The 12,330-nt window shown below is 34.0% G+C and carries 13 protein-coding genes; 10 read left to right on the plus strand and 3 right to left on the minus strand.

What is annotated here, in order from left to right:
• Positions 1–77: 77 nt before the first annotated feature.
• The 5 genes from ACKI30_RS01250 to ACKI30_RS01270 all read left to right on the plus strand — a co-directional run bounded on the left by ACKI30_RS01250 (position 78) and on the right by ACKI30_RS01270 (position 4,837).
• Positions 78–974, plus strand: coding sequence for an ABC transporter permease (locus ACKI30_RS01250; protein WP_407409195.1), 897 nt, complete (start codon positions 78–80; stop codon positions 972–974).
• Entirely contained in the window at positions 964–1,818 is an 855-nt protein-coding gene (locus tag ACKI30_RS01255) for an ABC transporter permease (protein ID WP_407409197.1), read from the plus strand. The genes ACKI30_RS01250 and ACKI30_RS01255 overlap by 11 nt, the downstream gene beginning before the upstream one ends.
• A 13-nt stretch (positions 1,819–1,831) precedes the next feature.
• Positions 1,832–2,779, plus strand: coding sequence for an ATP-binding cassette domain-containing protein (locus ACKI30_RS01260; protein ID WP_407409199.1), 948 nt, complete (start codon positions 1,832–1,834; stop codon positions 2,777–2,779).
• Entirely contained in the window at positions 2,769–3,380 is a 612-nt protein-coding gene (locus ACKI30_RS01265; protein ID WP_407409215.1) for an ABC transporter ATP-binding protein, read from the plus strand. The genes ACKI30_RS01260 and ACKI30_RS01265 overlap by 11 nt, the downstream gene beginning before the upstream one ends.
• A gap of 86 nt (positions 3,381–3,466) precedes the next feature.
• On the plus strand, positions 3,467–4,837 hold the full coding sequence (locus tag ACKI30_RS01270) for an MATE family efflux transporter (protein ID WP_407409201.1): 1,371 nt from the start codon (positions 3,467–3,469) through the stop codon (positions 4,835–4,837).
• Here ACKI30_RS01270 and ACKI30_RS01275 read toward each other — a convergent pair.
• Both ACKI30_RS01275 and ACKI30_RS01280 read right to left on the minus strand, forming a co-directional pair.
• Positions 4,834–5,448, minus strand: coding sequence for an ABC transporter ATP-binding protein (locus tag ACKI30_RS01275; protein WP_407409203.1), 615 nt, complete (start codon positions 5,446–5,448; stop codon positions 4,834–4,836). The two genes, ACKI30_RS01270 and ACKI30_RS01275, sit on opposite strands and share 4 nt — an antisense overlap.
• The gene (locus tag ACKI30_RS01280) at positions 5,438–6,397 is read right to left on the minus strand and encodes an ABC transporter ATP-binding protein (RefSeq protein WP_407409205.1); all 960 of its coding nucleotides are present in this window, start codon (positions 6,395–6,397) and stop codon (positions 5,438–5,440) included. Before ACKI30_RS01280 ends, ACKI30_RS01275 begins: the two co-directional genes overlap by 11 nt.
• Before the next feature lie 140 nt (positions 6,398–6,537).
• Here ACKI30_RS01280 and ACKI30_RS01285 point away from each other — a divergent pair, with 140 nt between their 5' ends.
• The gene (locus ACKI30_RS01285; protein WP_407409207.1) at positions 6,538–7,101 is read left to right on the plus strand and encodes a GNAT family N-acetyltransferase; all 564 of its coding nucleotides are present in this window, start codon (positions 6,538–6,540) and stop codon (positions 7,099–7,101) included.
• Here ACKI30_RS01285 and ACKI30_RS01290 read toward each other — a convergent pair.
• Positions 7,096–7,788 (minus strand): 4Fe-4S double cluster binding domain-containing protein, encoded by a 693-nt coding sequence (locus ACKI30_RS01290; RefSeq protein WP_407409209.1) that lies wholly within the window; start codon positions 7,786–7,788, stop codon positions 7,096–7,098. The two genes, ACKI30_RS01285 and ACKI30_RS01290, sit on opposite strands and share 6 nt — an antisense overlap.
• 338 nt (positions 7,789–8,126) lie before the next feature.
• Here ACKI30_RS01290 and ACKI30_RS01295 point away from each other — a divergent pair, with 338 nt between their 5' ends.
• Genes ACKI30_RS01295 through ACKI30_RS01310 form a run of 4 tightly spaced genes read left to right on the plus strand, consistent with a single transcriptional unit; the run spans position 8,127 to position 12,191 of the window.
• Complete coding sequence (locus ACKI30_RS01295; protein WP_407409211.1) at positions 8,127–9,746, plus strand: ABC transporter substrate-binding protein; 1,620 nt, start codon at positions 8,127–8,129, stop codon at positions 9,744–9,746.
• 53 nt (positions 9,747–9,799) lie between these two features.
• Positions 9,800–10,789 carry an ABC transporter permease gene (locus ACKI30_RS01300; protein WP_407409212.1) on the plus strand — a complete coding sequence of 330 codons (990 nt, stop codon included), beginning with the start codon at positions 9,800–9,802 and terminating at the stop codon, positions 10,787–10,789.
• On the plus strand, positions 10,782–11,636 hold the full coding sequence (locus ACKI30_RS01305; RefSeq protein ID WP_295162856.1) for an ABC transporter permease: 855 nt from the start codon (positions 10,782–10,784) through the stop codon (positions 11,634–11,636). The genes ACKI30_RS01300 and ACKI30_RS01305 overlap by 8 nt, the downstream gene beginning before the upstream one ends.
• A 48-nt stretch (positions 11,637–11,684) precedes the next feature.
• Positions 11,685–12,191, plus strand: coding sequence for a GNAT family N-acetyltransferase (locus tag ACKI30_RS01310; protein ID WP_407409214.1), 507 nt, complete (start codon positions 11,685–11,687; stop codon positions 12,189–12,191).
• Positions 12,192–12,330: the final 139 nt, after the last annotated feature.

Consider the following 12,330-nt stretch of genomic DNA (forward strand, 5'->3'; position numbering starts at 1 on the left):
AATTAGCTAAGTTTTTAGGATTTAAAGCTATTAGATTACTAATTTTATTAATTGTTATTGCAGCAATCAGTTTTATAATGATACAATTATCACCTATTGACCCTGTTAAAGCTTATCTTGGCCAAAGAATTGTAAGTCAAGAACAATTGGCAATTATGGGTGAATACTGGGGAACAAATTTGTCTTTGGGTGAAAGAGTAATTGGTTGGCTTCAGACTTTAGCATCTGGAAGTATGGGTTTCTCATTAATCTATAGGGTTCCTGTAACTGAAGTAATTGTGCAAAAATTCACCGCTTCATTTACTCTCATGATTGTTTCATGGGTAATATCTGCGATTGTAGGTTTTGGTTTGGGAGTTATTGCCGGTGCAAAAGAAGGAACCTGGATTGACAAGGCAATTAAAACTTATTGTTACATATTACAATCTACACCTACCTTTTGGATAGGATTAGTACTTTTAATGGTTTTTTCAGTATATTTAGGCTGGTTCCCTATTGGACTTTCAGTACCAATTGGGCAATTGTCTGATACAGTAACATTTTGGCAATGGTTATATAGGTTGATATTGCCTGCAATAACTTTAAGTATTGTGGGAATTGCATCTCTTACAATGTATACTAGGGATAAACTTATCAGCGTTAAAAAAAGCGATTATTTCTTATTTGCACAGGCAAGAGGTGAAAGCTTTTGGGGTATCATTAAAAATCATGGAATAAGAAATATTTTACTTCCAGCAATTACAATCCAATTCTTATCATTTAATGAATTGTTTGGTGGAACAATCCTTGTTGAACAGGTATTTGCATATCCTGGTATTGGTCAGGCTACTGTTGCTGCAGGATTGAGATCTGATGTCCCATTATTGCTGGGAATTGTAATTATCAGTGCAATTTTTGTATTTATGGGAAATCTTATTGCAGATTTGATTTATAAATATGTAGACCCAAGACTAAGGGGTGAGGATGATGAGTGAACTTCCATGGTATAATAGGGGTCTTTTCAGTTCTCTAAATCTAAGGCAAAAAACTCTTTTAACTATTGCTCTTACAGGATTAGTTTTAGCGGTAATATTTATTTGCGGATATTTAATCGATGCCAATTTACCAACAGACTTTGCCATTAAAATGAAACCACCTTCTTTAGAACATCCTTTTGGTACTGACTGGATGGGTCGGGACATGTTCATAAGAACATTGAAAGGTTTAAGTTTAAGTATCATGATTGGATTGGCGGCTTCAGTTATATCCAGTGTCATTGCTACAATTTTAGCATTTGTTGCAAGTGTTAATAAGTTCTGTGATTCATTCATATCTTGGTTAATTGATTTATTTGCATCAGTACCTCATATATTGTTAATCATGATGATATCTATTGGATTGGGTAAAGGTGCATTTGGTGTAATGATGGCAGTAGCATTTACACATTGGGTGAATTTGACAAGGGTTCTTAGAGCTGAAGTATTGCAGATTAATACATCAGAATATGTTGCATTATCTAAGAGATTCGGTAAAGGCAAACTCTGGATTGCAAAAGAACATATCCTGCCGTTAGTATTGTCTCAGATATTTGTAGGAACTTTATTAGTGTTCCCTCATGCAATAATGCACGAATCAAGCGTAACATTTTTGGGATTCGGTTTATCACCTCATGAACCTGCAATTGGTATTATTTTATCAGAATCCATGTCTTATCTTGCAATGGGCGCTTGGTGGTTGGCATTCTTCCCTGGTGCTGCATTGCTGATTGTTGTATTATTGTTTGATATTATTGGGGATAATCTAAAACGATTATTTGACCCTTCACAGGCAAACGAATAGATTGGGTGATGTTATGGAAAAATTATTAGAAGTAAATAATTTATCAATATCTTTTACACAGTATGTTCAAGGACTGAATAGGCACGATTTAAAGGTGATTTCTGATTTAACAATCGATGTTGCTGAAGGTGAAATTGTTGCCATTTTAGGTTCTAGCGGTTCAGGTAAAAGCCTTTTAGCTCATTCAATCTTAGGGATCCTGCCTTATAACTCTCATGTTGAAGGGGAAATAAAATATCAGGGCAATGTTTTAAATCAGGAACTAAAAGAAAAATTAAGAGGAAATGAAATATGCTTAATACCTCAATCAGTAAATTTCCTAGATCCTCTCATGAAAGTATCTGAGCAGGCAATTGGTGAATGCAATGATGAAAAAGAACATGATGAGAAAAAAATCAAACAAAGGGAAATCTTTGCAAAATACGGTTTGGATGAAAGTGTGGATGATTTGTATCCATTCGAATTGTCTGGTGGAATGGCAAGGAAAGTTTTATTGTCCACAGCATTAATTGAAGATCCTAAGTTATTAATTGCAGATGAACCGACACCAGGACTTGATAAAAAAAGTGTTGAAGAAACTATTGAAGATATTAAAAATCTAAAGGAAAATGGTAAAGGCGTGTTATTAATTACTCACGAAATAGATGTTGCTTTAAAAACTGCAGACAGAATTGCAATATTCTATTCAGGTTATGTAATTGAGATAAACACTGTTGAAAACTTCAAAAATGCGGATAATGTATTGCACCCATATACTAAAGCATTGATTAATTCACTTCCTAAAAATGGTTTTAACTTAACTGAGGGTGTTCAGCCATTGGATGCAGTTGCAGGATGTCCTTATTGGGAAAATTGTCCGATACGTTTGGATAAATGTGAAAATAATAAGCCAAAATTAGTTGATCAAGATGGGGTAATGATTAGATGTTTTAATTTTGAGGGGGTTAATGATGAATCTTAAGGCAAGCAATATTTCTTTTTCATATACTAAAAAAAGACAAATATTAAAAGATGTTTCATTATCTCTTAACAGCAATGAAATAATTGGGTTAATGGGGGATAGTGGTAGTGGTAAATCCACATTATGTAAAATTCTATCCGGCCATATATCTCATTATTCAGGTGAGGTTACTTTAGATGGTAACAAAATTCAGGATAAAGGATTTTATCCGGTACAATTAATATTTCAGCATCCTGAAAAAACTATGAATCCCAAATGGAAAATGGAAAAGGTATTAAATGAATCCTGGAATCCTCCTCAAGATTTAAAAAATACTTTTGGTTTAAAAGATTCCTGGTTAACACGTTGGCCAAGTGAACTTTCTGGAGGAGAATTGCAACGTTTCAGCATATTGAGAGCACTTAATCCCAACACAAAATTCATAATTGCTGATGAAATAACTACAATGCTTGATGCAGTAACTCAGGTGCAGATATGGGAAGCGCTTATAAATCATTGCAAAGCAAATAATATTGGTATATTGGCCGTTAGCCATGATGAAGAACTGCTCGACGTATTGTGCGATGATATCCTGAAATTTGATGAGATAAATAATCTTTAATTGCTTGAAATGTCTTTAGGACATTTCACTTATTCTTTTTTTTTAAATAACTACTTTTATATTTGAATAACTTTTAATAATTACATATGTTAAGTAATGATTCTTCAAATAGTGTGGATTTAATGCTTCAAAATCCTAAAAAGGCATTAATCAGCATGTCCATACCTCTTATTGTTTCATTGCTTATAACTAGTTTTTATAATTTAATCGATGCTGCATGGGTTTCTGGCCTTGGAGCGGATGCGCTTGCGGGAGTAGGTTTTTTCACGCCGATTTTCATGATTCTGGTGGGATTTGGAAACGGTTTGGGTTCAGGTGCGGCATTTGCTTTGTCAAAGTATCTCGGTGAGGACAACAAAAAGAAGGCGGATAACGCTTCATTTCATTCCATAGTTATAGATGTTATTGTATCAGTTTTAATTACGGTAATTCTATTGATTTTCCTAAATCCGATATTGAATGCAATGGGTGCTGGTCAAACAATCAGTTATGCAACAGACTACGGAGTAATTATCCTTTTGGGGTCAATTTTCATAATTCTTTCAAATGCACTGTACGGCATTTTCCGAGGGGAAGGCGACACCACACGCCCTATGTATGCGATGATTGCATCGGCTATTCTCAATATGATTCTTGATCCTATTTTCATCTACACATTGAATCTGGGCGTTAAGGGTGCGGCTATTGCAACAATAATCTCATCAATATTTGTCATTTTAGTTTTGCTGTATTGGTTTTATGTCAAAAAGGACACTTACCTGAAGCCAAATGTGTCCAACTTTGATTTCAAAAAGGAGATTTCAATCGACATTGTCAAAGTGGGAATTCCTGCAAGCATTCAGCTTTTAAACAATGCATTCTTTGCAGCGGTTTTCTCAGCATTACTGACCTTCGTCGGCTCAACTGATTCTGTGGCGGTCTACTCAACAGGCTGGAGAATAGTCACTATAGGAACAACTCCTCTTCTGGCAATCGGAACTGCTTTAATCAGTGTCATTGCGGCAAATTATGGTGCCAAAAACTATAAAAACATTCAGGTGGCCCACAGGTATGCAATGAAGGTTTCAATTGTCATTGCTGTAATCGTAGCTATTCTGACAAATGTGTTTGCGGGAGATATTGCGTCAGTTTTCGCTTCAAGCGGAAGCAGCGTAAGGATTGCTCCTGAGTTGACAAGTTTTCTTGCTTGGATTGTAATCTATTATCCTACAATGGCGGTTGGTGTTGCATCAACATATGTCTTCCAGGGTATCGGTAAAGGCATAACTGCAATGTTTCAGACAATTATGCGTGAAACAGGATTCACAATATTTTTTGCGGTATTGTTGGGTGTCGTTTTAGGATATGGCGTTTGGGGAGCCTGGATGGGTATTGTTTTAGGCGAGGTTGTTTCAAATAACATTACTATGATTTGGGCAGATTGGCAGATTAAAAAATTAATGAATATTAATGATTAAGCACCATTAATATCTTTTAAGTAAATTTTATCGTCACAGATTGTATCAACCAAATCCATATCATGACTAACGAGTAAAAATCCCATATTTCTTTTTTCAACGACCTTTAAAACAGAATCTAATATTTGTACCTGTGTAATTGCATCAAGCATTGTGGTCATTTCATCAGCTATTAGGAACTTTGTATCTGGATTAAGTGATCGTAGCACTGAAAATCTCTGAAGTTCTCCGCCTGATAACTCCTGTGGAAATCTGGTCAGCCATGTTTTTTGAATTCCGAATTCCTCTAAAAATTCATCCGGAACATCCCATGATTCTTTCAACACTTGGTCCATTTTCCATTTTGGATTCATTACTTTTTCAGGATGCTGATAAATTAATTGTACTGGTTTGAATCCTTTTTTAGGTAAAGGTTTTCCATCAAATGTCACGTCACCTTCAAATTTTGTAACGTAACCTGACAGTATTTTGCACAGTGTTGATTTTCCACTTCCACTGTCTCCAATCAAACCTGTGATTTTGTTATTGTCCAATGTAAGGTTAATGTCTTTCAATAAGTAGTTTTTTGCACTGGGATATTTAAATGAAATGTTTGTTGCCTTAAGTTCCATCTTCTGCACCTTCTTCATATTTAAAACATCTGACTTTTTTATTTCCGAGGTCGATTAGTTCCGGCCGTTCATCTTTACATCTGTCGAATCTCATTTCACATCTGTCATAATAAGGACAACCATTAGGTATTTCCCCATGCAATGGCTGATGTCCCTTAATCAGTTCAAATCCATTTGCAGGCAATGCTTTGTATAATGATTTTGTGTATGGGTGGAGAAGATTTTCACCATCGCCTGAAAAGTCCTTGTTTTCTGCAATTTCAATTACATAACCTGAATAGAATATTCCAATTCTATCAGCGATTTCCAGTGCCGCATGTATGTCGTGGGTAATTAAAAGAACGCCCACTCCATTATCTTTCATATGTTTGAAGTGGTTTAAGGTTTCTTTCACGGTTTTTTCATCTAATCCTGGAGTTGGTTCGTCTGCAACAACTAATTTTGGATCAGATAATAATGCGGTTGAAACAAGCACTCTTCTTGCCATTCCTCCAGATAATTGAAATGGGTACATTTCATCAACTTCAGGACCAAGATTATAATGTTCAAATATTTCACGTTGTTTTATTTTCTTCTCTTTTTTTTCAGTGTCGTTTTCGGTATGTCCTATTGCTTGGTCTGAAATTTTCATTAAAGGGTCAAGAAAGTTTACTGATTGTGGAATTAATGCAATTTCATTTCCTCTAAGTTCTTCCTTGTCTTCCTGTGATAATTCTTTTCCTTTGTATTTTATTTTTCCGTTTAGGTTTGCATTTTCCGGCAAAATTCCAAATATTGCATGGGCTAGGAGACTTTTTCCAGATCCGCTTGAACCTAATACTGCCAATATTTCTCCTTCAGAAATATCTAAGGTTAAATCGGTGATAACTTTTAAATCTCTTTGATTTAAACCTTTAGTGTATTGCATGAATGAAATAGAAACATTTTCTACATCTAACAATTTTTCCATTAAATCACCTATTTGTCTTCAAATGATAACTTTTAAATACTAATTTGTACTTTATCAATATTAAAGTTAATCAAAATTTATTAAAAAGTATTACTTATAACATAAATTTTAGCTGAATTGTAATACTTTTGAGGTTAATCATGAAAGTCATTATTAAAGAGTTGGATAATGATTCCAAAAATATTAAAGATGTCCAAGAGTTCTTGTTTAAGCAGATTAAAAAAGAATTCGGTTATGGATATGTTCCAGAATGGCATGAAGATATTATTAAATTAGATGAATATTATGTCAATCCGAGTAGGAATAATTTTTTCGTTGCTTATCTTGAAGAAACCGGAAAAATTATTGGTACTATTGGAATAAGGGCATATGACAAGGATTTTCCTGAATTTAGACATTTGTATTCTAATGAAACTACTTCAAGCATATGGAGATTATTTGTCGATGAAAGATGTCGCCGTTGCGGTTTGGCTTCAAAGATGTTTAGCATTGCTGAAAATTTCGCCAATCAGTCAAAATATCAAAATATTTACTTGCACACTCATAAAACATTGGATGGGGCTCTTGAATTTTGGACAAAAATGGGTTTTGTTGTGTCATTGGACTCTAATGATGAGTTGGAAACAGTTCATATGGATAAAGAAATTCATGAATTAGAAATAACTCTTCAACCGTCTGATTTCAGACATGCCGTAAAATTATAATTTTTTGATATATTTTTGAGTGTGTGGACATGCGAATATGCATTTCCCACATACTGTATCTGCTTTTCCTAAATTTTCTTCTGATACTTTCAAGGCATATTTTTCGCATTTTTTATCATCATAAAAATCATTTCTTTTAAGTTTGTAATTCCAGTTTTTGCCGCTTATTGCTCCTCCAAGACATGCGTCCCTGCATTCCATGCATTTTCCACATTTTGATTTTAATATTGGCTTTCCTATATCCAAAGGAGCATCTGTTAAAACTGAAGACATTCTAAGGGCGGATCCATATTCATTTGTTGTAAATAATGCAGATTTTCCAATCCATCCGAGTCCTGCACGTGTAGCTATTGTTTTGTGTGGAAGTTCAAATGAGTTAAACTCTCCAAAATCTGTTCCTAATCGCTTTTTAGTTTGGGCATATGCATCATATCCATTATTTATTAAAAATTCTTCACATTTCATTCCAAGTGCATCTAGTCTGGAATTTAAACTTACTAATTCATCAACATATTCCTGTGTTGGAGCATTCTGCATATTTTGTATTATTTCCTTTGGATAGGTTATGTAAAATATCACTCCAATGTTTAGTCCTTTTTTTGGTGTGAAGTTGGTTATATCTGCAAAACCTGCCTCTGTTGCACCCTCAGATAACAAAAAATTTTTTAGTTCAAGAGATAAATTCATGAGCGAATATTTAACTGTGATGTTATTTAAATTTAATTTTAGTATTACTTTGGAAAAATATATTACATTTTTTTGTTTAATTTATATTTATATTTTTTTTAATAAATTTGTAAAAATATGTTTCTTTTTTTTAAAGTTATTAAATTTTTCAAATGTTTTTTAGTGATTGTATATTTTTTAAATCACACTTTAAAAGTAATAAATATCTTTTTATATATATTATTAGTAAAATATTATACATTATTAAAATAATTTGTATTAGTATTACTAATTAGGTACTTTTTTTAAAAAAAGTATTACTTTTTATTTTAATATAGTTATAATTAGGAGAAAAATTTATGGATAAAAAAATGATGATAATTGGTGCAATCATTGCAGTTATTGTAATTGCTGTTGCGGCATTCGCATTGATGGGCGGATCCCATGATAGTGACCCAACTCATTTGACTGTAGCGGCACACAGTAACATCAAAGAACCAGAATCCGGTTTCAATCCGTTAACTGGTTGGGGATGTGGACACCAAAACTATAATCCTTTAGTACAAAGTTGTTTATTTAAAACTGATAAAAATGGTAGTATGGTTCCAGACCTTGCTACAGGTTATTCTATCAGTGATGATGGAAAAACCTGGACTGTAAACGTTAGAGATGATGTTGTATTTTCAGATAATTCCACTTTTGATGCAGAAGATGTAGCATTCACATTCAACACTGCAAAAGACACAGAATCTGATTTAGACTTAACAAATCTTGAAAATGCAACTGCTGTAAATAAAACCACAGTTGAATTTAACTTGGTAGAACCGAGATCCACTTTCATTTATGATTTAAGATATTTAGGTATTGTGCCTTCCGATTCATATGACAATAATACATATGGAGAAAACCCTGTTGGTACAGGACCTTATGTATTGGACCACTGGGATAAAGGTCAACAAGCAATTTTCAAAGTAAATGACAATTACTACGGTGACAAACCTTACTTCACTCAAGTAACCTTATTGTTCCCTGAAGAATCTACTTGGTTAGAACTTGCTAAATCCGGCGATGTGGATGTAGTTCCTGTAGCAACCTCCGCATTAAACCAAACTGTAGATGGATACCAATTCTATGAAGTTTCTGCGGGTAGGGCACAAGGAGTATCATTCCCTTATCTTAATGATACTGGTGATGTAAGTAACGCAAGTTCCAAAATAGGAAACAATGTAACTGCTGATAAAGCAATCAGGCAAGCATTAAATGTCGGTGTAAACCGTCAAGCAATGTGTGATGAAATATTCTCTGGCCATGCTGTTCCTGAATATACTAGTGTAGATACAAGAGATTATGCAAACAACGATTCCAAAGTTCAAGATGGCAATATTAGTGAAGCAAAAAGAATCTTGGCTGAAGGCGGATGGAATGATACTGATGGTGATGGAATTGTAGAAAAAGATGGTGTAAAAGCATCATTCGATTTATACTATCCTCCGGATTATCTTGACAGACAATCCTTATCCACTGTATTTGCTGAACAAGCAAAAGAAATTGGAATTGAAGTAAAACTTGTTGGTGCTGACTGGGATACAATTTACCAAAACATGTACAGTTCAGCAGCATTAATGCAACAAACTTCTCCAGACCCATACAAATCAATCTATCAGCAATACCACAGTAAAGAAGCAGATGACTTCTATATGAACCCTGGTTTATATAATAACACTGATTCAGATAAATTGATGGAAGAAGCTATGCATACTAATGATTTAAGTCAAGCTGATTCATTATGGGCACAATCTGCACTTGTAAACGGTGGAGGTTGGGGTCCTGCTGGTGATGCTCCATTTGTATGGTTAGTAAACTACGACTACAACTATTTCATCAAGGATGGAATTGATATTGGCAGTCAACCTGACGGTTTAGGAAATGATGTTTTAATTAATATCTGTGATTGGTCCAGAACCAATTCCACAGCTTAATTAACATATTTTTCCTTTTTTTATTTTTTTAAAAATTTTTTGGGGGTTTATTTATGAATAAAAATCAAATATTAAAATTCTTTGGTTATAAATTAATAAGATTCATAATACTGATGGTTGTAGTAGCTATTTTTAGTTTTGTATTATTAGATTTATCCCCTATTAATCCGGTTAATACTTATTTAAGAGGAGCGGCAGTTTCAGAAGCTCAAAGAGCTATTTTAGAAAGTTATTTTGGAATGAACGTTCCATTGCCTACAAAAATATTCCATTGGCTGATGGATTTAATTCAAGGTAATTTAGGCACTTCATTGATTTATCGTGCTCCTGTTATTGATGTTATTCTTGACAAGTTCACTGCATCTATTGTTCTTATGGCAATTTCATGGCTTTTAAGTGGAATACTTGGATTTGCATTAGGAGTGGTTGCAGGTAAAAATAAAGGGTCATGGATTGACAAGGCAGTTAAAGTATACTGTTATGCAATTCAATCTGCCCCGTCATTTTGGGTGGGTATGCTTGTTTTAATGGTATTTGCTGTTTATTTAAAATGGTTCCCAATTGGTTTTGGTGTGCCTATTGGTGTTAGCAGCACTGATGCCACATTTGCTGAATGGGCATCCAGATTGGTTCTTCCGACATTGACATTAAGTTTGGTCGGACTTGCTCCAATTGCAATGTATACTCGTAATGAATTGATTCAGGTTTTATCTTCTGATTATGTTTTATTTGCAAAATCAAGAGGAGAAAAAGGTTGGGATTTGGTTAAAAACCATGGAATAAGAAATATTTTACTTCCTGCAATAACCTTGCAATTTTTATCTTTCAGTGAATTGTTTGGTGGGGCTGTTTTAGTTGAACAGGTATTTTCTTATCCTGGAATTGGACAGACGGCTGTTGCAGCGGGTCTTCAAAGTGATGTACCGTTATTTTTGGGAATTGTACTTTTCAGTGCTGTGTTTGTATTTGTAGGAAACCTTCTTGCGGACCTTTCCTATTACTTAATTGACCCAAGAATCAAGGAGAGTGAGTTCAGTGATTAAGAAAAAGGCTGATGACAAAAGGCAATGGTTTTTATATCCCGCTAATCTCAGAACAAAAACTCTTGTAATCATAGCGATTTCTGTTTTGGTGATTATTTCGATATTTATTTCTGGTTATTTCATTGGTGATATACCAACAAGTTTTGTCAATGCTAATCAGATGCCTTCATTAGAACATCTTTTCGGTACTGATTGGATGGGAAGGGACATGTTTCAGCGAACAATCGCGGGGCTCGGATTGAGTCTGATGGTAGGTTTCATTGCATCTGTTGTAAGTACATTTATTTCAATTGTTTTAGGTTTATTTTCAAGTTTCAACAGGTTTGCAGATGAGGCTGTTGCAGGAATCATAGATCTGTTCGGTTCAATACCTCATATTCTTCTAATAATTCTTGTATCAATAATGTTTGGTGGCGGAGTATTTGGTGTTGTTATGGGTGTCGGTTTAACTCATTGGACTCCTCTTGCAAGAGTTTTAAGATCTGAAGTTAAGGAAATCAAAACCAAGGAATACGTTCATCTTGCTTCAAACCTTGGTAAATCTAAATTATGGATTGCAACAAAACACATTTTACCGTTGGTTGTTTCCCAAATCATTGTAGGGGTTATTCTAATGTTCCCTCATGCAATCATGCATGAAGCGGCAATAACATTTTTAGGATTTGGTTTACCACCTCATGAACCTGCAATCGGTGTTATCTTATCCGAATCAATGCACTACCTGTCTTCTGGATATTGGTGGTTGGCATTTTATCCTGGTGTGTCATTATTGATTGTGGTGTTATTGTTTGATTTGATTGGTGAGAGTGTTGAAAAATTGCTCAATCCTGAAACCGCTCAGGAATAAGGGAAATTCATTTTCTCTTATTATTTTTTTTAATTTTCATGTGATAATATGGGATATGTTATAAAAGAAGTTATGGATGATGACAGTGAAATTTGTGATGTAAAGGAATTTCTATATGATCAGATTAAGAAGGAATATGGCATTGGCCCAACACCTGAATTTCACTATGACATTGAGGGAATAAAAGAGTATTATGTTTTGCCTAAGTGTAATAATTTCTTTATGGTCTGTGAGGGTGATAAAATTATTGCTACTGCAGCAATAAGAGCTTATGATAAGGATTATGATTTGTTTAAAGGCCAATACACAAAAGAGGATACTGCCAGCATTTGGAGGCTAATGGTTGATAAAGATTATCGCAGGCATGGTCTTGCCCGAGAGCTTGTAAATGTTATGGAAGAATTTGCAAAAGATGTGGGCTACAGTAAAATTTACTTGCATACTCATAGGTATCTTGATGCGGCATTGCCATTTTGGAAATCTATGGGGTATACAATAACTATTGAAGAAGATGACTATGATGAAACAACGCACATGATTAAAGAAATAGCTTAATTTGTAGTATTATTTTTAAAAAAAGTATTACTATTTTTTTCAGGTTATTATTCCCTTATGTTTCTTTAAATATAGTCATATTATCTTTATTTTCATTTAATTATTCATTTAATTTATTATTTTTTTCTAATTTTAATTA

This window comes from Methanobrevibacter sp. (assembly GCF_045539575.1).
In the GTDB taxonomy this organism is placed as follows: Archaea; Methanobacteriota; Methanobacteria; order Methanobacteriales; family Methanobacteriaceae; genus Methanocatella.

Coding starts and splice junctions, on each gene's coding strand:
- ACKI30_RS01250 (WP_407409195.1), top strand. CDS start 78: ATGATACAATTATCACCTATTGACCCTGTTAAAGCTTATCTTGGCCAA.
- ACKI30_RS01255 (WP_407409197.1), top strand. CDS start 964: ATGATGAGTGAACTTCCATGGTATAATAGGGGTCTTTTCAGTTCTCTA.
- ACKI30_RS01260 (WP_407409199.1), top strand. CDS start 1,832: ATGGAAAAATTATTAGAAGTAAATAATTTATCAATATCTTTTACACAG.
- ACKI30_RS01265 (WP_407409215.1), top strand. CDS start 2,769: ATGAATCTTAAGGCAAGCAATATTTCTTTTTCATATACTAAAAAAAGA.
- ACKI30_RS01270 (WP_407409201.1), top strand. CDS start 3,467: ATGTTAAGTAATGATTCTTCAAATAGTGTGGATTTAATGCTTCAAAAT.
- ACKI30_RS01275 (WP_407409203.1), bottom strand. CDS start 5,448: ATGGAACTTAAGGCAACAAACATTTCATTTAAATATCCCAGTGCAAAA.
- ACKI30_RS01280 (WP_407409205.1), bottom strand. CDS start 6,397: ATGGAAAAATTGTTAGATGTAGAAAATGTTTCTATTTCATTCATGCAA.
- ACKI30_RS01285 (WP_407409207.1), top strand. CDS start 6,538: ATGAAAGTCATTATTAAAGAGTTGGATAATGATTCCAAAAATATTAAA.
- ACKI30_RS01290 (WP_407409209.1), bottom strand. CDS start 7,788: ATGAATTTATCTCTTGAACTAAAAAATTTTTTGTTATCTGAGGGTGCA.
- ACKI30_RS01295 (WP_407409211.1), top strand. CDS start 8,127: ATGGATAAAAAAATGATGATAATTGGTGCAATCATTGCAGTTATTGTA.
- ACKI30_RS01300 (WP_407409212.1), top strand. CDS start 9,800: ATGAATAAAAATCAAATATTAAAATTCTTTGGTTATAAATTAATAAGA.
- ACKI30_RS01310 (WP_407409214.1), top strand. CDS start 11,685: ATGGGATATGTTATAAAAGAAGTTATGGATGATGACAGTGAAATTTGT.